Source organism: uncultured Eubacterium sp. (assembly GCF_934525195.1).
Classification (GTDB): domain Bacteria; phylum Bacillota; class Clostridia; order Oscillospirales; family Acutalibacteraceae; genus Eubacterium_R.
This window is the reverse complement of record NZ_CAKSZA010000002.1, coordinates 260,539-281,041: the sequence shown is the minus strand read 5'-3', so window position 1 is coordinate 281,041 and position 20,503 is coordinate 260,539. Positions and strand designations below refer to the sequence as shown.

The window sequence follows — 20,503 nt, the reverse complement described above, 5'->3', positions numbered from 1 at the left end:
GTGCAGTTCCGTTTTGGTATTAACAAGACTTTTGCCATTTTATGGCAGAAGTCTGTTTTTTTATTTTAATACAACAAAAAAGGAGAATTTTATGGAAGCATTACTATTAAGAACATCTGTTTTGCAGGAATTCGCCAATTTGTTCTCTAATGTCGGAGAAATAAAATGGCAAATGGTTTTGATGTGGGCAGTCGGCGGATTGCTTGTTTATCTTGCAATTGCAAAAGAGATGGAACCAACACTTTTGTTGCCGATGGGCTTCGGCACAATTCTTGTCAATTTGCCGTGGTCGGGTGCAATTACTCAACCCGGTGCAGAGGAAGGACCGATTGACACCCTGTTCAATGCAGGTATTGCCAATGAGCTTTTTCCGCTGTTGCTGTTTATCGGTATCGGTGCAATGATAGATTTCGGTCCGTTGCTTAAAAATCCGTGGCTGATGCTTTTCGGTGCAGCCGCACAGTTTGGTATATTCTTTACATTCTTTGTTGCAAGTTTCTTCTTTGATGTCAACGACGCTGCGTCAATCGCAATTATTGGTGCAGCAGACGGTCCGACATCAATCTTTGTTGCAAATGAGCTTAACTCCAAGTATCTCGGTGCAATTATGGTCGCAGCGTATTCGTATATGGCTCTTGTGCCGATTGTTCAGCCTCCTGTTATCAAGGCTGTCACAACCAAGAAAGAACGCCAAATCCGTATGAAATATTCCGCAGGCGATGTATCAAAAACAACCAAGATTTTGTTCCCGATTGTTGTAACCGTTATTGCGGGTCTTGTTGCTCCAAAGTCGGTTGCCCTTGTCGGCTTCTTGATGTTCGGCAACCTCATCAGAGAATGTGGCGTGCTTAATAATCTTTCGGAAACCGCACAGAATTCATTTGCCAATATCATCACAATTCTTTTGGGCATCACAGTTGCAGGCAGAATGAACTACAAATCTTTCGTTCAGTGGGACACAATCTTGATTCTCGCCCTCGGTTTGGTTGCGTTTGTTTTCGACACAATCGGTGGTGTTATGTTTGCAAAGTTCCTCAATTTGTTCTTGCCAAAGGATAAAAAAATCAACCCTATGATTGGCGCCGCAGGTATTTCCGCTTTCCCAATGAGCGGCAGAGTTGTAAACCAAATGGGACTTAAAGAGGATAATCAAAACTTCTTGCTCATGCAGTCAATCAGCGTAAACGTTTCAGGTCAAATCGCCTCGGTTATCGCAGGTGGCTTAATCCTGACTCTCGTATCTTAATAAGGAGGGAATATAATGCAAAATTTATTTGTTTCTCTTTTAACGGTTTTTACAATGGCAATCCACGCAGATAGCTGGAAAACTTCGCTCCCTGTTGTTTTGTACGGAATGCTCGGTATATTTATTGTTATCGGAGTAATCGTTCTTGTGACTTATTTGCTCAACAAACTAACTTCTAAGAAAAAAGATAACTCTGATGAATAGACTTTATAACATAAAAAAAAACGGAGAGGTTCAATCCTCTCCGTTTTTTTTTATGTAGTTTCTTTTATTGCATCTTAGCTTCACGCTTTGCTTCGAGTTCCTTTTGTGCTTGTTCTTTTACCTTGCCGGTGTAGTCGTTGAAGAACATTGGAATGATTGTAAGCAAGAAGCCAACTGCAGGAACAATCGTTACAAGAGCAACAAGCATTTTTTGTGTGCTCTCTGATTGCTGGAAGAAAATTTGTCTGCCTGCGATGTCAACAAGTGATTTGTCAACAGGCTTAAAGTCTGTACCGTCAAGAATTTGACCGAATACAAATGTTGCAACAGCAGCGTTAACTTTTGAAAGGAATGTTTGGAATGCAAAGCATACACCCTCCTGACGCTCGCCTGTTTTCCATTCAAGATAGTCAACGGCATCTGCGATGAGCGCATATGTAATTACATTGTAAATTCCGAGAGGGAGACCCATAAGGAAGAGGAATATCCACAAAACATAGATGTTAACCTTAGTTACATCCTGTGCCATAACCACATAGCAAAGTGCGTGAACAATCATACCGAAGAGTGCTGAACCGATGTAGATTTGCTTGAGTGAAAGCTTCTTTCTGAGAACAGGGAAGAGAGCCATTGCTGGCACCATACCAACACCGATTGCAACTGTAAGAGTTGTTACGATAGTTCCACGAGGAATCCAAAAATCGTATGCAGCGGCAGCGTCAACATTGTCGATGAGCAACTTCTGTGCACCCGGGAGGAAGTCTTGGAAAATCTGTGTAAAGTCGGTGTAGTTTTGGATGATAATATAGTTGCCGATGTAGTCTGCACATTGGTTAGCAGTAACCATTGTTGAGCCGAGAACAGCAGCAAAAATAACGATGATGAGGAGCTTGTTTTTGCCGAGAACAACGAATGTTTCCTTGAATGACGGAGTGTGATCCATCTTTGGCACTCTTTCTTTTGAAACAAAGAAAATGAGGATAGAAAGTGCACATCCGAGAACGGCAAAGATTACACCCGAAAGGAAGAATCCCTTTGTGTAGCCCATATTGCTCTGATAAAGAATCGGAACAAGAAGTGCCGGCAAAATACCGCCGAATGTTGAACCGAGCCTTGCGGTTGAGATGAATGATGTTCTTTCGCTTTCAAGCGGAGTGATTACAGATGAAAGTCCCCAGAACGGAACATCCTGTACCGTAAATGCCACACCCCAAAGGATGTATGTAACAAGTGCCCATACAAATGCTGCCGTTGAACCTTCTTCAAAAGGTGCGGAGAACAATGCGATTGTTGTCAGTGCAATCGGCACAGGTGAGAACAAAAGATATGGACGCATCTTGCCCCATTTTGACTTTGTTCTGTCAACAATCATACCCATTACAGGGTCGTTGAGTGCGTCAAAAATTCTGCCGATAAGAATAATTGTTGTGCCTTGTTTAAGTGTCAAGCCTGCTCCGTTTTGGAAAAATACGAGAGTAAACATTGACATAAGTGTATATATGCCTGAACGGCCGAACGCACCGACTGTAAAGCAAATGCGCTCTTTCATTGTTAAATATTTTTTCTGCTCCATTAAATCTTCCTCGCTTTAATTGCCGGCATAATAACAGGTTTATCCTCACCGGCATTCATCATTTCGTCAATAAGTTGTTGCTTCAATTCTTCACGAACTTCTGCATAAGCCTTGTTTTTGATAAGATTATGCTTTTCAATCGGGTCTTTTTCCAAATCGTAAAGATAATCTTCAAAATAAACTTTAGCCTTTGCGTGAATATATCCGCAAGGACTTGCATCTCTGATTGAATATTTGTATTTGTCGGTTCTGATGGCTCTTGAGTTTGAAGCCTCGCTGACCTGGATAAATACGTTCTTTCGTGGCGGCTCTTCACCGCTTACTTGCTTTGCAAGGTCGATACCCATATACTGCTTTGGAATATCAATGCCTGCCATAGCCATAAGTGTCGGCGGAATGTCAATGAGTGATGAAAGCCTTGTTTCTCTTTTGCCACCAACAAATTCGCCGCCTTTGATGATGAGCGGGGTATGTGTTGCACTTTCGTGGCAAGAACGCTTGTATTCAAGGTTTCTTGTCTTGAAGTGACTGCCGTGGTCGGAGGTATAAATAATGATTGTGTCATCATAAATGCCCTCGTCCTTGAGCTTTTGCACAAGCCTGCCGACATTGTAGTCAAGTCGGTTGATGGCTGACATATAGTCAGGGTACATTTCTTTGTAGTCGCCCTTCATAAATGTCAAATCATCAGGAAGCGGATAATTTTTGTAGTCGTCTATTGTTTCCTTGAATCCCTCATAGCAATGATGGTCGTTTTGATGATGAGGCTCAAGCTGACTGATGAACATAAAGAAAGGTTTATCTTTATCTCTATTTTCTATGTATTCGGTTGCATAGTTGTTTATGCAGTCTGCTCTGTATCCGGTAAAGTTGATTTTTGTACCGTTTTCATCGAATATAAAACCGTCATATCCGTGTGATGTGAATTCCAAAACATCAGCCCCGCGGAAGTACTGATATTCACCAAGTCGTTCCTTTGGAATAGCAGTTGCTTCACAGTGCATACCAATGCCCGGTAATCTGTCCGATGCCAAATGCCATTTTCCGATGTACGCCGTTTGATAGCCTGCGTTGTTGAAGTAATGTGCAAGGCTCGGAGTACCGTCAGGAAGCGGAATTCCGTTCCAATAACAACCGATTTGAGTTGCATACAAACCTGATTGCAAGCATGCTCTTGCAGGTCCGCAAACAGGCTGACAGGTGAAGTTGTTTTCAAACATAACACCCTCGCTTGCCAACTGCATCAAATTAGGAGTTACCTGGCTGTTAACCGTGTCCCAACGCTGTTGATCGGAAAAATAGAATATAATGTTTTTTTTCTTCATAATTTTCCCCTTTATTTTTGTTTACCGTGCAATAAATCCTGCTATTGCATTGTAGAAGTTCACAAGTGCAACAGCCGATACCATAACGGTAAATATTATTTGTATAACTTTCTCATTAACCTTTTTGTTCATTTTTGCACCTACGATACCGCCGACAGCCGCACACAAAATCGCAACGATAAGTGTAACGACATCAAACTTTGGTATTGTATGTGTAACCCCGAGGGTAACGAGCTTTGAAAGTTGACTGAAAAAGATTGTGCCAACGCTGTAAACGGCAGCCTCTTTTACGGTCATAGAGAAGAACAACACCAAAAATGCAACATTGATAGGGCCTCCGCCTACTCCCAAAAAAGATGCGATAAATCCGAGAGTTAAGCCAACAATAATGATAGGCACAGGCTTTGTGAGTTTGAAACTCTTTGCATTTTTTGTGTTTACATATATAACGGATGCCACGAGCAAAATGCCCAAAGCAAGCCCTTGAATACTTTTTAGGAGCGAGTTGTTGAATAATGTAAGGAAGTAATCAAACAGCTTTGAACCGCAAATACCGCCCACAACAGCACCTATTGAAAGATAAATGATTATACCGAATTCGATTTTTGTCTTTGCTCTGATGTGTTTTATGGTTGAGGTTATGCTCATACTGAACACAGCACAGGCAGAAATGAAGTTGACCACCGCAATTGTGTCGTGACCGATTAAATCAAGTAACGGCTTAATTATTACTCCGCCGCCAAGACCGACGAACGCACCAAAAAATGTGGCGGCAAAAATAACAACCGCATATATTAAACAAAAACCCATTTTATCTCCTTTTCTATTTGCTTTAATTCGTTGACATAAATCCGTCCGATTGATATAATCAAATTAAGGATGGTTGATTTTATGCCAATTTCAGTTATGATAAAGCCGTCATCATCGGCTTGTAATTTAAAATGTGAATACTGCTTTTATACCTCTCTTGCAGAAAAACGAGATGAGGCGTTCAAAGGATATATGAACGAAAAAACAGCAGAAAATGTTATCAAAAGTGCTCTTGAATATGCCGACTCAACAGAAGTGATTTTCACCTTTCAGGGTGGTGAACCTTTGCTTTCGGGCATTGATTTTTTCAATATGTTCGTCAAAAAGGAACAAGAGCTTAACACCAAAGGTTCAAAGATAACAAACTGTATTCAAACCAACGCAACACTCATTGACGAGCAATGGTGCGAATTTTTCAAATCAAACGGTATCTTGGTCGGTGTGTCGCTTGACGGTGACCGTGAGCTCAATTCCTACCGTGTTTATAAGGACGGCAGGGAATCGTTTGATGATGTTATGTCTGCCATCGAATTGCTGAAAAAATACAATGTGCAGTTCAATATTTTGAGCGTGTTGACTTCTCGACTTGCCCAAAATTTCAGAAAATCATATCGCTTTTTCAAAAGTAATGACTTGCACTTTTTGCAGTATATTCCGTGTCTAAAGGAATTTGGCGAGGAAAACAGCGAATACGCAATGTCTGTTGAAGATTATGCAAATTATCTGAAATCGGGATATAAACTATATTTCAACGATATAAGCCGAGGCACGCAGATGTCAATCCGTCAGTTTGATAACTATCGACTTCTTATGCAGGGCAGACCTGCCGAGCAATGCGGAATGAACGGCTTTTGCTCCGAACAATTCGTTGTTGAAGGTGACGGCTCAACTTATCCGTGCGATTTTTATTGCATAAATGAGTGTTACCTCGGTAATATAAATGAGGTTTCGTTCTCAAAAATGCGAGAAAGCGAAATTTTCAAATCTTTTGTAAAATCATCATATGCTGTTGACGAAAAATGCAAAGAATGCCGCTATTTTCGTCTTTGCAGGGGTGGCGGATGCAAGCGAAACAGAGCTTCTTCCGACTACTGCGAGGCATATAAAATGTTTTTTAAAAATATAATCTGTTTTTAAAGCCAATAAATATTATACAGTTTTTTATATATAAAGTCAACGAATATAAAAATTTGTACATAACATTACAATATGTTGATAATTTACAGTTTATTTGTGGCTATACAAGTGTATAATTATCTATTTTGCATATTGACATCGATATTACATATCGTTATAATACATTATACAATTTGTTATTTTGAGGATAATTCATTATGAGCAGAAAGATGAAGCACAGCGAAAAGCTTGCTTATAAATATAAATTCCTGCGTGAAAAGATTATTGAATCGTATCGCAGGGGATGTAAAATTCTTAATATAGTAAAAATCATATTTTCTGTTATATTTGTGATTTTCAGTTTAATTGTGGCATCTGCTATCAGAGATTCAAGCGACAAAACCGTTTGGCTTATTTGGTGGGTTGTTATTATTTTTGTTGCTGTTACGGTGTTCACAATAACCGATTATTGCAAATATCTTGTAAAAGATAAGGTCATACCGTATTTGCTTGACGATGACCAGCTTGAATTTGGCGAATATGACATTTTCAAGGACGATGATGACGAAGAAGAGGAGGACGGCGACGAATGAAAAATATAATCAAAATTTTCAAAAGGGATGTAAAAAAGATATTTACCAATTCAATGGCAATCATTCTTGCTGTCGGTGTTGCTCTTTTGCCAAGCCTTTATGCGTGGTTCAATATTTATGCAAACTGGGACCCTTACGGCAAAACAGGCGCTATGCAAGTTGCTGTTTGTAACGAAGATGAGGGTGCAACATACAAAAAACTTGAAATTGCCATCGGTGACCAAATTTGTGATAACTTAAAGGGTAATGATTCTATTGATTGGCAGTTTGTGTCTAAAAAAGATGCGGTAAAAGGCGTTGAAGCAGGCAAGTATTATGCCGCTATTGAGATTCCGAGCGGATTCAGTAAAAACCTTGCGTCTATTGTTACCGAGGATTACGAACGACCGCAAATCGTTTATTATGCAAACGAAAAGAAAAATGCCATTGCAACTAAAATCACCGATAAGGTTGTTCAAACCGTCCAAACAACGGTAAATGAATCATTTGTAACCACGGTTGTTGATGTGCTCAGCGCCGTTATAGGCTCTGCAATGGAAGCCGACCCTGTGTCGGGCGAAGATAATTTTGACCATCTCAAAAATCAAGTGAATAGTGCAAGAGAAACTATTGGCACAATTTCCGATTCTCTTGTAAGCCTTGAAAAACTTTTGAATATGACCAAAAATATGAATATTGACACCAAGGAGCTTAATTCATTAGTCAACGATACAAACTCAATGATTAATGACACCTCCGACGCCGTAAGGCTCACTCAAGAGGCAATGGGCTCAATGACCGAATCAATCGGCAATATTCTTGACAGCACTTGCGAAACGCTTGATGAAGCGGCAGACACTATTGATAAAATTGCAAACAAGGATTTGTCAAGCGTAACCGCCACAACAAAGCAAGTCGCAGCACAGCTTGACGGCGTAAGAAATGAACTTGACGAAATTTGTAAACTCCTCACAAAGATTAATTCGTCTTTGTCAAAGCCAATCGGCGAGGTTACAGCTCTTATCGCAAGGATCACCAATGTCAGCAAGTCGCTCAAAATTCTTTCTTCAACGCTTGTTAAGGCTTCAAATGTTGACTACGATAAAAATGCTTATAATAATGCTAAAAAGATTCGCAAGGTTTCCGCTTCGCTCAAAAGTGCGGCAAATAACTATGACAAGAATGTTGAACCTGCGTTGACTCAGGCAATTGACAGTCTTATTATAACTCTCGGAGATTTGTCCGATATGCTCGATAATTTCCAAGATAAAGCACCCGAAATCAGCTCTTTTGCCGCAACATTAAAGGATTGTGCGGATACGGGTGACAGCCTTGTAATCTCAATGAATAAGGTGCTCAAAAACACCGATAAAAAGCTTAAAAATCTTGTTAATGTTATTGACAATATCAGGGACAGCGAAATGGTGAATGCCGTTGTAAATCTTACGACTAAAAACGGCGGTGACCTCGGTGAGTTCCTTGCTTGCCCTGTTGAAGTTAAAACCGATAAGGTTTACGGAATTGAAAACTACGGCTCGGCTATGGCACCTTTCTATTCAACTCTTGCAATTTGGGTTGGTGCAATTATGCTTGTTGCCCTTGTAAAAACAAATGTCAAGAAGAAAAAAGAGATTTCACCGTTGCTGAAACCTCACGAGGAATTCTTTGGCAGAAGCCTTTTGTTCCTGTGTATTGCAGTTGTTCAGGGCTTGATTATCTGCCTCGGTGATCTATATTTCTTGAAGATACAGTGCTATCACCCTGTCAAATTCTTGTTTGCAGGTGTGCTCGCCTCGATAGTCTATTCGTTCTTTATATATTCGATTGTGTATACCTTCGGCGATATAGGCAAGGCAATAGGTGTTATTATGCTTGTTGTTCAAATCGGCGGTTCAGGCGGTACATTCCCGATTGATGTAACACCTCGATTCTTCGTGTCAATCAATCCGTACATTCCGTTCACCTTTGTAATTGAAGCTATGCGTGAATGTATCTGCGGAACATACGGCAATAACTATTGGATTTATCTTCTCAAACTTCTTGCTTATGCGGTTGCAGGTCTTATTATCGGTATTCCTGTTAAAGCTATCGTTAAAAAGCCTGTCAAGTTCTTTGAAAAGAAGATTGAAGAAACAGGATTGTTCTAAATTTACAGCTCCTCTTGTATGCACAAGGGGAGTTTTTGTCGTAAATTTTAACTTATTGTGTATATTTTTTCTTTGGGATTGTAAATGTATAAAATTGTGATATAATGTGTTGGGTGATAAAATGGCAAAGATTACAAAAATTGCATTGACCGGAGCGCCTTGTTCGGGCAAAACCTCAATTGTCGAAAGGCTTGCGGCTGATTTTTATACGGAAAACAGAGATGTTCTCATTTGTCCCGAATCGGCATATGAGGTTATAGCAAGCGGTGTCGGTAGGGATGATTACATTGTTTTTGAAACTCTTGTGGCAAAAAAACAGCTTGAAAATGAGGCTGAAATTCTAAAAAAAGCAGAACAAAGCAAAAAAGATGAGGTCGTTGTTATCTATGACCGAGGCGTAACAGATTGCTTCAGTTATGTTGATGATAAGATTGCGCTTGCCGAAAATATTGGTATGAATGTTGTCGATTCTTGGGCAAGATATGATGCGTTGATTGTGTTGGAAATCGCACCCGAAAGTGAGTATTTTTCAACATCTGCACGAATTGAAACTTATAAAGAAGCACTTGAATATCAAAAAAGATTGCTTGATGTGTCTGTCGGACATTCTCATTTGCGCTATGTGAAAAACGAAAGCACATTTGATGAAAAATATTCGGCTTGCAGGGCGGAAATCGAATCGATTTTGAGCGGATATGAAATCGAAAAGAAGTTCCTTATTGAATATCCCGACCTTGCTTCTCTTGAAAAATACAATCCGTTTAAGGCTGAAATTTCGCAGACATACTTGCTTTGTGCAGTCGGTTCACACAGAATAAGAAAAAGAGGCTCAAACGGAACATTCACTTATTTTGAAACTCTCAAAATTCGTGTGACAGGTTCGTGTGCGGAAGAAACCGAAAGCATAATTTCAAAGCAACAGTATGATGAACTTATGAAAAGTGCCGACCCCGATAAAAACACTATAGTCAAGGATAGATATTGCTTTTTGTATGACGGTCAATATTTTGAACTTGATGTTTTCCGCTTTTGGGATGATCGTGCTTTTCTCGAACTTGAACTTAAAAGCGAAAATCAAAGCTTCAAACTTCCGCCTGAAATCAAGGTGATTGAGGATGCTTCGGACGATTTTCACTACAAAAACAGTTATTTGGCAGGATTAAAATTATGAAAATAGTAAAACCGACATTTTATAAGGATTTTAAGTGTATCGCAGGCGCTTGCCCCGATTCCTGTTGTCAGGGATGGGAGGTTGATGCCGATATTGATTCTCTTGAATTTTACAAAACCCTTGATTCTTCACTCGAAATCAAGCAGAGAATAGACCGTGTACTTTCAAAAGACGAATTTGACAACACGATTTTTACTCTTGCACCAAAAAAGCGTTGCCCGTTTTTGAATGACGAAAATCTTTGCGATATGCACATTGCAATCGGTGGGGAACACACTCCGTATACTTGTCGTACTTTTCCGAGATTTATTTATGATTTTGGCGGAACAAGAGAAATCGGCGTTTCGTTTTCTTGCCCTGTCGCTTCCGATATGATGTACGATTTGCCGTCATTTGAGTTTGAGGAAGAAATGACAGACGAACTTCCGTCACTCAATGACATTGACGGTATGCTGTATTATACCCTTGTAAAAGCAAGGAAAGAGGCATATGCAATAACAAAAGATAAGTCAAAACCTATCAATCAACGACTTTCAACTCTCCTTGATTTCGCACAGGATTTGCAGTCGCAACTTGATGATTATCCTGACGGAAATGATGAAAACATCGACTTTTTTGAGGTGTTTGACAATCCCGAATTAATCAATCCCGAGTGGGAAATCAAGGTTGAAAACAGGGAAGTCAAGCCTGTTCCGGACACTCAGGCAAATGAAAATATTGCAATGTACTTTTTGTACAAATATTTCTTGCAAGCCGTTTATGACAGGGATGTTTTGAGCAAGGCAAAAATGGCTGTTGTGGGCGTTCTTGTCAATACATATTTTGGCGAGGACAGTTGGACAATTCACCTTTGGAGCAAGGAGACAGAGCATTCTCAATATAATATGGACAGATACAAAAATCTTTTAAAAACAGCAAAGTGCCTATCCGTAGAAGAATTGAAAAAACATCTTATTAAATAACAAAAAAATCCCGATTTTGTATCGGGATTTTTTATGTTAATTATTAAATATTGCGTCAATGAGTGTTTCGTACACGGCGGCAGGGTCAGAGATGAATTTGTCCTTTATAAGTTCCGCCTGTGTGTCGGTAACTGCAAAAAGTTCAAGATTCATAAAGTCTGTTGTGTTGTCGCTGACTTTGAGATGAAGTTTGTATCCGCCGTCTACTTTTTCGCATATAACTTTGTTTTCACGCTTGTATGATTCTCTTGCAATAACCTTTTGGCAAGCCTTTATGCTTCGTTGCCTTATAGTCAATGGCAAGTCTTTTTCAATAAGGGCTATTTCCTTTACGTCTTGGTCATCCATATAGAGCATTTTATTTTCGTCCTCGTTGATTGTTCCTGCTTTTATGAGTTTGTTGACCGCATCCGAGATTTCAAAATAATTCGCAATCATCGCATCATTGACCGCCTCAATGATGGTAGCGGCACTTACTCTTTTGTTCATATTTGCAACTATGTAGCAAACAAGCATATATATTGAGCTTACACTGCGCAGACCGCCGTCTTTGACATTTGCCATAAAGGCGTCAAATCGCAATTTAGGCTCGATAATTTTTTCTGTGTTTTCGTTCATTTTGTTACCTCTTTTTGTTTTTCTGTTCTATATATTAGCACATATTTTTTCATCTTGCAAACATTACTTGCAAATATGCACAATATATATTATAATATAGAATATTAATATTATGGGGTATTATGGTAATAGATGGTTAAATTGACAAAACGCTTGCAGGCGATAGCCGATATGGTTCAAAAGGGAAGTGTTCCTGTTGATGTGGGCACAGACCACGGCTACATTCCTGTGTATCTTGTTGAAAATCAAATATGCCAAAGTGCAGTTGCTTGTGATATAAACGAAGCACCGCTCAATTCTTGTCGTTTCCTTGTTTCTCAATCGGGACTTGATGACAAAATCAAATGTGTTTTGTCAAACGGGCTGCAGGAGGTTCGAGAAAATTTCGACACCGTTATTATTGCAGGAATGGGCGGAGAGTTGATTGCGGATATTCTTTCAAGAGCAGATGATATTCGGTCAAAGACAATCATTCTCAATCCTATGACTCACCCTGAAATTGCAAGAAAGTGGCTATATGACAACGGCTTTGAAATAACCAAAGACATTATTGTTGCCGACGGCAAACACCACTACAGCATACTTTCAGCCGATTATTCTGGCACAATTGCGGAAAAATCACAGATTGATTATTATTTGGGCGCAATTACCGATTTCAGCGATAAAGAATACTTTGAGCATTTGCTCGTTTATTTAAGAAATAAGCAAAAGTCAGGGCTTTGCTTTGATGATTTGATAAAAGCTATTGAGGAAAAAATATGACTACCGTAAAAAATATTTATGATTATATTAATTCCGTTGCACCTTATGAGTCGCAGGAAGAGTGGGACAATTCGGGTCACCTTGTCGGTGATTTCAGAAAAGAAGTAAAAAAGGTTGTTATGTCTCTTGATTGCACAAAGGCAGTTGTCAACTTTGCAAAGGATGTCAACGCTGATTTGGTGCTAACTCATCATCCGCTGATTTTTGGCGGATTGAAAAATGTTATGAGCGACACGGCTGTGTATAATCTTATAAATTCAAATATTGCATATCTATGTGCTCACACAAATTTTGACAAGGCTGAATGTGGTATAAACACCAATCTTGCAAAATTATTGGGCTTGAATGACACCTGCACAATGTGTGATGATTTTGTTGTTGTCGGCTCGCTTGATTCACCGATGAGTATGGATGATTTTGCGGAATATATTGAGCAACAGCTTGGCACGGCAGGTATCAGATATACCGATACCGACAAACTCATCAAAACTGTTGCAGTCGGCGGCGGTGCGTGCAGTGAATTTATGTTTGACGCACTCCAAAAGGCAGATTGTTTTGTGACGGGTGATTTGAAATATCACGAAATGCTTGACGCTTCGGAAGCAGGTTTTGCGGTTGTATCCGCAGGTCATTTTGAAACGGAGAACTTGCCGTTTCTTATGTTTAAAGAAAATTTAGAGCAGATTTTCACAGATGTTGAATTTGTTGTTGCTCCTCGTGAAAACCCTGTAAAATCAATTTAGAATAGAGATGTATTATGGCATTTGACGGAATATTCCTTCATTTAATAAAAAACGAAATAGCATCTAAAGTTGTCGGTTTCAGAGTTGATAAAATTTATCAACCGTCCAAAGAAGAAATACTTTTCACTTTTAGGACTTATGACGGAAGCGAAAAACTCCTTTTGTCCGCAAAAGCCGACAGTTCAAGAATACAACTTATAAAACAATATATCGAAAATCCAAAGAAACCGCCTATGCTTACAATGCTTCTTCGCAAGCTTCTTTGCGGTGCGATTCTTCGAGAAATCAAACAGGAGGGATTTGAGAGAATACTCACTCTTGTGTTTGATGCACGAAATGATTTGGGCGACCCTGTTGAGTATAGACTCATTATTGAAATAATGGGTAAGTACAGCAACATTATTCTTGTTGATAAGAAATATAAAATTATCGAGTGCGTAAAGCGAATTGACGAAACAAAGTCGTCTGTCAGGGAAATTTTGCCGGGGTTAACTTATAAACTCCCGCCGGCACAGGACAAAATGAATATCTTGACTGATAGTATTCCTGATATTGAAGCGAAAATGAAGTCGCTTGATACCACTCGCGGAAAGGCAGCAGGCAAGGTTATTCAGGGTATATCACCGATTGTTGCAAACGAAATTGAGTTTGACCTTAGCCTTTCGGGATTGAAAGAGCATATCAATCATCCTCAACCGACTGTTGTCATTCTTGATAAGCCAAAAGATTTCACATATTTTATGCCACATCAATTTGGCGATTTGTGCACATATAAAACCTTTGATACCCTTTCGGATTTGGTCGATTATTTCTATTATGAGCAGGTCAGAATTGAGAGAATAAGACAGCGTTCAAATGATTTGTTCCACCGTCTTAACACTCTTAAAGAGCGTGCTGTAAGAAAGTCAATCAATCGTAAGAGAGAACTTGATGAGTGTGCGGATAAAGAAAGATTGAAAATTTGCGGTGACTTGATTAACGCAAATCTTCACCGTCTTGAAAAGGGTGCATTGTTCTACGATTTGGAAAATTATTATGACAATATGGCTCCAATCAGAATCCCTGTTGACCCAACTCTTTCTCCGGCACAGAATGCACAGAAATATTATAAAAATTATCGTAAAAAGCAGATTGCTGAAAACAAACTTCTTGATTTTATAAAAGAAGCTGACGAGGAAGCAAGTTATCTTGATACAGTTATTGATGAACTTTCAAGAGCGGAAACAGATAGCGAAATAACCGCTATCAGAGATGAACTGCGTTCTGTCGGTTTGCTTTCAAGAACAGGCACTAAAAATCAGAAGAAGAAAAAACTTCCGCCAAAGAAATATCTTTCTTCGGAGGGCTACACAATTTTTGTCGGAAGAAACAATGTTCAAAACGATAAGTTGACGCTTAAAACGGCTAAAAACTATGATTTGTGGTTTCATGTCAAGGACACGCCGGGCAGTCATGTTATTGTTGAAGCGATAAAAGAAAAGCCGTTTACCGACAAATTGATTCGTGAAGCGGCAATGCTTGCCTGTGTAAATTCAAAAGCAGGCTCATCATCAAATGTTGCCGTTGATTATACAATAGTGAAAAATGTTCACAAACCAAACGGTGCAAAGCCGGGTATGGTTATTTATGATGACTACAAAACGGAATATGTCACTCCTAACGAGGAGGAACTTTCGGAGGTGAAAGAGATTGAGTAATGTTGCGATTATTCTCGGAGCAGGAAACGGCACAAGAATGAAGTGCGAACAAAGCAAACTTTTACTGAAAATAAAAGGTAAAACCGTGATTGAAAGAAGCGTTGAGGCTTTTCTCGGCATTTCCGATATCGATGAGATTATCGTTGTTGCCCGTGAGCAGGATATAGAAACATTTGTCTCTCTTTTTCCTGACGAAAGGGTATCGTTTGCAATCGGCGGAGATACAAGACAGCAAAGTGTATACAATGCCGTTCAAACCATTGATGAAGCCGAACTTATTGCAATTCACGACGGTGCACGACCTCTTGTTAAGGTTGAAGATATAGAAAACACAATTCGTCAGGCAAAAGAAAATAAAGCTGCGGCTGTCGGCGTCCCTGTTAAGGATACAATAAAGATTATCGACAAGGATTCATTTGTTGTTGAGACTCCTGAGCGTTCATCTCTTTTTGCTGTTCAAACCCCGCAGATATTTGATTTTAAGATGTACAGTGAATTGTTAGAAAAGGCAGTTGCGGATGGCAAAGATTTTACAGACGATTGCCAGCTTGCAGAATATGGCGGTGTGAAAGTCAAAATGGTTGAGGGCAGTTATACCAATATTAAAATTACTACTCCCGATGACATTCCTGTTGCCGAGAGTTTGCTTGAAAAGGAAGAGGTGTGATTATGCGTATCGGTCACGGTTATGATGTTCATAAACTTGTTGAGGGCAGAAAACTTATTGTAGGCGGCGTTGATATTCCGTTTGAACTTGGACTTTTGGGACATAGCGATGCCGATGTTTTGCTTCACGCAATTTCTGATGCAATATTGGGTGCTGCTGCTTTGGGCGATATCGGTGGAATGTTCCCTGATACAGATGAAAAATGGAAAGGCGCAGATTCGCTTAAATTACTTGAAGCTGTTGTAAAAAGAGTAAATGATGAGGGCTATGTTATTGAAAACATTGATTCAACCCTTATCGCGCAGCAACCAAAAATGAAACCGCATATTTTGGCTATGAGAGAAAATATTGCAAGGGCATGCGGAGTTGATGTTTCGCAAGTCAGTGTAAAGGCAACTACTGAGGAACAGCTTGGCTTTACCGGAAGAAAAGAGGGCATTTCAGCTCATGCTGTTGTTCTCTTAAATAACAAATAAAAAGGGTAGAAACTATGGAAGAATTTCATTCGATTAAAGAAATACTTGAAAAAACAGGTAAGTACACAGGACTCACAAGAGGTACGTCGATGATGCCTATTATTCATCAAAATAGGGATAATATCATCGTTGTAAAGCCTACAGGCAGATTGAAAAAATATGATGTTCCTGTTTATCAACTTAAAAGCGGAAAATATGTTATGCACAGAATTGTTGAAGTGTATGATGATCATTACGTTATTATCGGAGATAATCTTAATACAAAGGAATATGTAACAGATGATATGATTTGCGGTGTTCTTGTGGGATATTTTCGCAAAGGCAAAAAATATGTTGATTGCAACAAAACTAAGTGGTATAAGCTTTATTCTCGTGTTTGGGTTGCTTTGTATCCTTTAAGACCTATTTCAATGTTTATCAATCGTTGCATTAGTTTTGTTGAAAGAAGAATTTTAAAGAGGTACTGATAAATTGGAACAAAATCGTAAATTTTCAAAATCGGATTTTGAAACAATAAGATGGATGTGGCATACATTTCATCAAGAGCGTTGGCACGTATTTGTTTTGATTTTTACAAATACTCTAAATGCCATTCTTTCAATTGTTTATGCCGATTTTTCAAAAAACATTGTAAACGCCGCAACAAAGGAACATTCGTTTGACAGAGTTATATATTATGCAGTTTGTTTTTTGATATTGGTTATGGTTCAACTTTTGTTGACTCTTGTTTCACGAAGTTTTACCGAACGATGCAAGGCTCGAATAGAGGTTACACTCAGAAAGCATATTCTTGATGTCGTTATGAGAAAAGATTATCAAGGAGTAACAAAGTATCACACCGGTGAAATTCAAAACAGAATGACAAGTGATGTCACAACAATTTCGGAAGGCTTTACAACAATTTTGCCAAGCTTGGTTAATTTTATTGTAAGATTGGTCTGTGCATTTATTTATCTTGTTGCTTTAGATAAAGTGTTCACTTTTGTGTTCTTGATTGGCGGAATTCTTGTATTTATTTTTAGTTTTTTGTTTAGAAAAATACTGAAAAGGCTTCATAAGAATGTTCAAGAATCAGAAGGCAGAGTTCGTTCGTTTATTCAGGAAATTCTTACTTCATTGCTTGTCGTAAAATCCTTTAATGTTGAAGAAAAGGTGTCGGACGAAGCCGATGAACTTATGGAAGCCAACTATAAAACAAAGATGAAACGACGTATGTTCGGAATTTTTGCAAACGCCGGCATAAATACAACTTTCAACTTGGGTTATGTATTTGCACTTGCTTATGGTTCGTATAGACTTCTTAACGGCTTGGATTACGGTAATCTTGTTGCTATGCTTCAACTTGTAAACCAAATTCAATATCCGTTTTCGTCTCTTTCGGGTATGCTTCCAAAGTATTTTGCACTCCTTGCATCCGCCGAAAGAATTATTGAACTTGATAATGTTAAAGATGAAATTGAAAAGAACAATCAGGATATTGAGGTTACTTCTACATATGACAAACTCAAATGCATTGAGTTTAGCAACATAACCTTTGGCTATGACCGAGATCTAATTCTTGACGACACCTCTTTGAACGTAAACAAAGGCGATTTCGTCGCTATTATGGGCATTTCGGGTATCGGCAAATCAACACTTTTGAAGCTTCTTTTGGGTGTGTTCAATGTTGACAAAGGTTCAATAACCTTGAATGTTGACGGCAAGGAAATTCCTGTTGACTGCCATACGAGAAAGTTGTTTTCATATGTGCCTCAAGGTAACTTTCTCTTGTCCGGTACAATTAAAGATAATATAAAATTCATCAATTCAAATGCAACAGATGAAGAAATCAAAGAAGCAGTAAGAATTTCTTGTTCTGACCAATTTGTATATGATTTGCCGGACGGACTGGATACCGTTATCGGTGAAAGAGGAATAGGACTTTCGGAGGGTCAGCTTCAGCGACTTGCTATTGCCCGTTCCATTCTTTCAAAGTCACCTATTATGCTTCTTGATGAGGCAACTTCTGCACTTGATGAAGAAACGGAACTTCGTTTCTTGAAAAACCTAAAGGATATGCAGGATAAAACCTGTATTATTGTTTCTCATAAAACCGCCGCTCTTAAAATTTGCAATAAGCATATTCAAATTGTCGACGGAAAGGTTGTTGTGGAGGAAAAATGATGTTAATGACAAAATGGGGAGAGGATTTAAACAAAAATTGTCCGCTTTCGGAATATCCTCGTCCACAATTTAAACGTGACAGTTTTTTGAACCTTAATGGTGTTTGGCAATGTGAATTTTGCGAAAGTGAAGAAATTCCGTCTGAATTTTCATATGATATAGTTGTTCCGTTTTCTCCTGAAACTCCGCTTTCGGGAGTTAACAGAAAACTTAAATCAAACGAATATCTTGTTTATAATAGGTCTTTTGATTTACCTGAAAATTTTAACAAAGGCAGGGTTTTCATTCATTTTGGTGCGGTTGACCAAATTGCAAAGGTATATTTGAACGGCAATTTTGTCGGCGTTCATCACGGCGGATATACATCTTTTAGCTTTGACATTTCTCCCTTTGTTCAAGAACACAATATTCTCAACGTTGTTGTTCGTGATTTAACTGAGAAAAACGAGTATTCAAGGGGAAAGCAAAAAACAAAAAGAGGCGGTATTTGGTATTCTGCTCAAAGCGGAATTTGGCAAACGGTTTGGCTTGAAAGTACACCTGATGAATATATCTCGAATATTCGCATTACTCCTGATTTAGATAATCAAACCGTTACTTTTGAAGCAGAAAATGACATCACGGTTCAAAAACTCATTTATGACGGAAATGATTTGATTGCCGACACAACAGATACAGTTGTTAAACTTGAAAATGTGAAAGAATGGTCCCCTGAAAATCCGTTTCTTTATGATGTTGTGTTTAAGTATAAGAATGATGAGGTTCGCTCATATTTTGGTATGCGTAAGTTTTCAGTTGGTGCTGACGACAGCGGTATGCCTCGACTTATGCTTAACAATAAGCCGTATTTTATGAACGGCTTGCTTGACCAGGGTTATTATCCCGACGGATTTCTTACTCCTCCGTCAAACGAAGCAATGGAGTTTGATGTAAAATCAGTAAAAAATCTTGGATTCAATATGCTTCGCAAACATATAAAAATCGAGCCGATGCTTTGGTATCACTACTGTGATGTAAACGGTATTATTGTTTGGCAGGATATGATTAACGGCGGCGGAAATTACGGCCTTGAAGTCAGTGCTGTTCCGTTTGTCGGTATTAATCTTGATGATTCAAATTATAAGACTTTTAAGCGTACAAGCCTTAATGCTCGCAAGTTGTATTATAAAGAACTTGAAGAAATGATTACGGCTCTTTATAATTGTCCTTGTATTGCGATGTGGGTACCGTTTAATGAAGGTTGGGGTCAATTTGACAGTAATTATGCCTATACTCTTGTCAAAGCTATGGACAGCACTCGAATTGTTGATTCTGCGTCAGGTTGGCACGACAGAGGTCAAACCGATGTTATTTCAAAGCATATTTATTTTACCCCGATAAAAGTTCAATCCGCTAATAAACCGTGGTGTTTGACCGAATTTGGTGGGTTGAGCACTAGAGTTAAAGGTCATACTTTTAATGACAAGATGTTTGGCTATAAAATATTTAATTCTAAGCAAGGTCTTACAAAAGCATATAAGAACTTGTTTGAAAAAACAATTATTCCTCAAATCAAAGACGGCTTGTCAGCAACAGTATATACGCAGGTTACCGATGTTGAGGACGAACTCAACGGTCTTTTCACCTATGACAGAAAGGTGCAAAAGATTGATACAGAAGTATTAAAATCAATTAACGAAAGGGTTAAATTATAATGAAAGCAATTATCAAAACAAACAAGGGTGATATGTCCTTTGACCTTATGCCGGAGGCAGCACCAAAGACTGTAGAAAATTTTGCTACTCACGCAAAGAACGGCTATTATGACGGACTTATTTTTCACAGAGTAATCAAGGATTTTATGATTCAGGGCGGCGACCCAACCGGAACAGGTATGGGCGGTGAATCAATCTGGGGCAAGAGCTTTGAAGATGAATTTTCACTTGATGCACGCAATTATTACGGCGCACTTTCAATGGCAAATGCAGGTCCAAACACAAACGGTTCACAATTCTTTATCGTTCAGGCAAAGAATGTTGATTCTCAGCTTCTTGCTCAAATGGAAGATTTGCAGGATAACGGCTTCCCTCGTGAGGTTATCGATACTTATAAGGAAAAGGGCGGTACTCCTTGGCTTGATTTTCACCACACGGTTTTCGGTATGATTACTGACGGTGAGGATGTTCTTGAGGATATTGCAGCAACAAAAACAGGAATGAACGACAAACCTGTGTTTGATGTTGTGATTGATACAATCGAAATTATCGACTAA

20 protein-coding genes are annotated in these 20,503 nt (G+C 38.9%); 16 read left to right on the top strand and 4 right to left on the bottom strand.

Annotated elements, in window-relative coordinates:
* Positions 1-91 precede the first annotated feature (91 nt).
* Both Q0E03_RS03420 and Q0E03_RS03415 read left to right on the top strand, forming a co-directional pair.
* Positions 92-1,246, top strand: a complete 1,155-nt coding sequence (locus Q0E03_RS03420) for a sodium ion-translocating decarboxylase subunit beta (RefSeq protein ID WP_273338321.1) — start codon at positions 92-94, stop codon at positions 1,244-1,246.
* Positions 1,247-1,261: 15 nt separating this feature from the next.
* Positions 1,262-1,450, top strand: coding sequence for a hypothetical protein (locus Q0E03_RS03415; RefSeq protein ID WP_297129549.1), 189 nt, complete (start codon positions 1,262-1,264; stop codon positions 1,448-1,450).
* 64 nt (positions 1,451-1,514) lie between these two features.
* On the opposite strand, the gene Q0E03_RS03410 is transcribed toward Q0E03_RS03415, so the two are convergent.
* The 3 genes from Q0E03_RS03410 to Q0E03_RS03400 are packed head-to-tail and all read right to left on the bottom strand — an operon-like array spanning position 1,515 to position 5,158.
* Positions 1,515-2,999, bottom strand: a complete 1,485-nt coding sequence (locus tag Q0E03_RS03410) for an MFS transporter (RefSeq protein ID WP_297129547.1) — start codon at positions 2,997-2,999, stop codon at positions 1,515-1,517.
* A 23-nt stretch (positions 3,000-3,022) separates the two neighbouring features.
* Entirely contained in the window at positions 3,023-4,348 is a 1,326-nt protein-coding gene (locus Q0E03_RS03405; protein ID WP_297129545.1) for a sulfatase-like hydrolase/transferase, read from the bottom strand.
* Between the two features lie 21 nt (positions 4,349-4,369).
* Positions 4,370-5,158, bottom strand: coding sequence for a sulfite exporter TauE/SafE family protein (locus Q0E03_RS03400; protein WP_297129543.1), 789 nt, complete (start codon positions 5,156-5,158; stop codon positions 4,370-4,372).
* 81 nt (positions 5,159-5,239) lie between these two features.
* Here Q0E03_RS03400 and Q0E03_RS03395 point away from each other — a divergent pair, with 81 nt between their 5' ends.
* The 5 genes from Q0E03_RS03395 to fliB all read left to right on the top strand — a co-directional run bounded on the left by Q0E03_RS03395 (position 5,240) and on the right by fliB (position 11,126).
* Complete coding sequence (locus Q0E03_RS03395) at positions 5,240-6,295, top strand: radical SAM/SPASM domain-containing protein (RefSeq protein WP_297129541.1); 1,056 nt, start codon at positions 5,240-5,242, stop codon at positions 6,293-6,295.
* A 197-nt stretch (positions 6,296-6,492) separates the two neighbouring features.
* Positions 6,493-6,867, top strand: a complete 375-nt coding sequence (locus tag Q0E03_RS03390; protein WP_297129539.1) for a hypothetical protein — start codon at positions 6,493-6,495, stop codon at positions 6,865-6,867.
* Positions 6,864-8,993 carry a YhgE/Pip domain-containing protein gene (locus Q0E03_RS03385; RefSeq protein WP_297129537.1) on the top strand — a complete coding sequence of 710 codons (2,130 nt, stop codon included), beginning with the start codon at positions 6,864-6,866 and terminating at the stop codon, positions 8,991-8,993. Before Q0E03_RS03390 ends, Q0E03_RS03385 begins: the two co-directional genes overlap by 4 nt.
* Positions 8,994-9,114: 121 nt before the next feature.
* A complete protein-coding gene (locus Q0E03_RS03380; RefSeq protein WP_297129535.1) occupies positions 9,115-10,164 on the top strand; it encodes an AAA family ATPase in 1,050 nt (349 codons plus the stop codon).
* Positions 10,161-11,126, top strand: a complete 966-nt coding sequence (gene fliB / locus Q0E03_RS03375) for a flagellin lysine-N-methylase (RefSeq protein ID WP_297129533.1) — start codon at positions 10,161-10,163, stop codon at positions 11,124-11,126. Before Q0E03_RS03380 ends, fliB begins: the two co-directional genes overlap by 4 nt.
* Positions 11,127-11,162: 36 nt before the next feature.
* Here the strand turns inward: fliB and Q0E03_RS03370 are convergent, their stop codons facing one another.
* Entirely contained in the window at positions 11,163-11,744 is a 582-nt protein-coding gene (locus tag Q0E03_RS03370) for a DUF4364 family protein (protein WP_297129531.1), read from the bottom strand.
* Positions 11,745-11,876: 132 nt separating this feature from the next.
* Here Q0E03_RS03370 and Q0E03_RS03365 point away from each other — a divergent pair, with 132 nt between their 5' ends.
* From Q0E03_RS03365 to Q0E03_RS03325, 9 genes are all read left to right on the top strand, one after another.
* Positions 11,877-12,506: a class I SAM-dependent methyltransferase gene (locus Q0E03_RS03365; protein WP_297129530.1), complete on the top strand. Its 630-nt coding sequence runs from the start codon at positions 11,877-11,879 to the stop codon at positions 12,504-12,506.
* Complete coding sequence (locus tag Q0E03_RS03360) at positions 12,503-13,249, top strand: Nif3-like dinuclear metal center hexameric protein (RefSeq protein WP_297129528.1); 747 nt, start codon at positions 12,503-12,505, stop codon at positions 13,247-13,249. The genes Q0E03_RS03365 and Q0E03_RS03360 overlap by 4 nt, the downstream gene beginning before the upstream one ends.
* Positions 13,250-13,263: 14 nt before the next feature.
* Entirely contained in the window at positions 13,264-14,946 is a 1,683-nt protein-coding gene (locus Q0E03_RS03355; protein WP_297129526.1) for an NFACT family protein, read from the top strand.
* Positions 14,939-15,613 carry a 2-C-methyl-D-erythritol 4-phosphate cytidylyltransferase gene (ispD, locus tag Q0E03_RS03350; protein ID WP_297129524.1) on the top strand — a complete coding sequence of 225 codons (675 nt, stop codon included), beginning with the start codon at positions 14,939-14,941 and terminating at the stop codon, positions 15,611-15,613. The genes Q0E03_RS03355 and ispD overlap by 8 nt, the downstream gene beginning before the upstream one ends.
* A 2-nt stretch (positions 15,614-15,615) precedes the next feature.
* Positions 15,616-16,089: a 2-C-methyl-D-erythritol 2,4-cyclodiphosphate synthase gene (ispF, locus tag Q0E03_RS03345; protein WP_297129522.1), complete on the top strand. Its 474-nt coding sequence runs from the start codon at positions 15,616-15,618 to the stop codon at positions 16,087-16,089.
* A gap of 14 nt (positions 16,090-16,103) precedes the next feature.
* Positions 16,104-16,556 (top strand): S24/S26 family peptidase, encoded by a 453-nt coding sequence (locus Q0E03_RS03340; protein WP_297129520.1) that lies wholly within the window; start codon positions 16,104-16,106, stop codon positions 16,554-16,556.
* A gap of 97 nt (positions 16,557-16,653) precedes the next feature.
* Entirely contained in the window at positions 16,654-18,252 is a 1,599-nt protein-coding gene (locus Q0E03_RS03335) for an ABC transporter ATP-binding protein (protein ID WP_297129518.1), read from the top strand.
* Positions 18,249-19,946 (top strand): glycoside hydrolase family 2 protein, encoded by a 1,698-nt coding sequence (locus Q0E03_RS03330; RefSeq protein ID WP_297129517.1) that lies wholly within the window; start codon positions 18,249-18,251, stop codon positions 19,944-19,946. Before Q0E03_RS03335 ends, Q0E03_RS03330 begins: the two co-directional genes overlap by 4 nt.
* The gene (locus Q0E03_RS03325) at positions 19,946-20,503 is read left to right on the top strand and encodes a peptidylprolyl isomerase (protein ID WP_297129516.1); all 558 of its coding nucleotides are present in this window, start codon (positions 19,946-19,948) and stop codon (positions 20,501-20,503) included. The genes Q0E03_RS03330 and Q0E03_RS03325 overlap by 1 nt, the downstream gene beginning before the upstream one ends.

Excerpts from the sequence above, each read along its gene's own strand:
- Q0E03_RS03370 (WP_297129531.1), bottom strand. The coding sequence starts at position 11,744 with ATGAACGAAAACACAGAAAAAATTATCGAGCCTAAATTGCGATTTGAC.
- Q0E03_RS03340 (WP_297129520.1), top strand. The coding sequence starts at position 16,104 with ATGGAAGAATTTCATTCGATTAAAGAAATACTTGAAAAAACAGGTAAG.
- Q0E03_RS03410 (WP_297129547.1), bottom strand. The coding sequence starts at position 2,999 with ATGAAAGAGCGCATTTGCTTTACAGTCGGTGCGTTCGGCCGTTCAGGC.
- Q0E03_RS03355 (WP_297129526.1), top strand. The coding sequence starts at position 13,264 with ATGGCATTTGACGGAATATTCCTTCATTTAATAAAAAACGAAATAGCA.
- Q0E03_RS03330 (WP_297129517.1), top strand. The coding sequence starts at position 18,249 with ATGATGTTAATGACAAAATGGGGAGAGGATTTAAACAAAAATTGTCCG.
- Q0E03_RS03360 (WP_297129528.1), top strand. The coding sequence starts at position 12,503 with ATGACTACCGTAAAAAATATTTATGATTATATTAATTCCGTTGCACCT.
- Q0E03_RS03365 (WP_297129530.1), top strand. The coding sequence starts at position 11,877 with ATGGTTAAATTGACAAAACGCTTGCAGGCGATAGCCGATATGGTTCAA.
- Q0E03_RS03390 (WP_297129539.1), top strand. The coding sequence starts at position 6,493 with ATGAGCAGAAAGATGAAGCACAGCGAAAAGCTTGCTTATAAATATAAA.
- ispF (WP_297129522.1), top strand. The coding sequence starts at position 15,616 with ATGCGTATCGGTCACGGTTATGATGTTCATAAACTTGTTGAGGGCAGA.
- Q0E03_RS03385 (WP_297129537.1), top strand. The coding sequence starts at position 6,864 with ATGAAAAATATAATCAAAATTTTCAAAAGGGATGTAAAAAAGATATTT.
- Q0E03_RS03395 (WP_297129541.1), top strand. The coding sequence starts at position 5,240 with ATGCCAATTTCAGTTATGATAAAGCCGTCATCATCGGCTTGTAATTTA.
- Q0E03_RS03405 (WP_297129545.1), bottom strand. The coding sequence starts at position 4,348 with ATGAAGAAAAAAAACATTATATTCTATTTTTCCGATCAACAGCGTTGG.
- Q0E03_RS03380 (WP_297129535.1), top strand. The coding sequence starts at position 9,115 with ATGGCAAAGATTACAAAAATTGCATTGACCGGAGCGCCTTGTTCGGGC.
- fliB (WP_297129533.1), top strand. The coding sequence starts at position 10,161 with ATGAAAATAGTAAAACCGACATTTTATAAGGATTTTAAGTGTATCGCA.
- Q0E03_RS03325 (WP_297129516.1), top strand. The coding sequence starts at position 19,946 with ATGAAAGCAATTATCAAAACAAACAAGGGTGATATGTCCTTTGACCTT.
- Q0E03_RS03415 (WP_297129549.1), top strand. The coding sequence starts at position 1,262 with ATGCAAAATTTATTTGTTTCTCTTTTAACGGTTTTTACAATGGCAATC.
- Q0E03_RS03420 (WP_273338321.1), top strand. The coding sequence starts at position 92 with ATGGAAGCATTACTATTAAGAACATCTGTTTTGCAGGAATTCGCCAAT.
- Q0E03_RS03400 (WP_297129543.1), bottom strand. The coding sequence starts at position 5,158 with ATGGGTTTTTGTTTAATATATGCGGTTGTTATTTTTGCCGCCACATTT.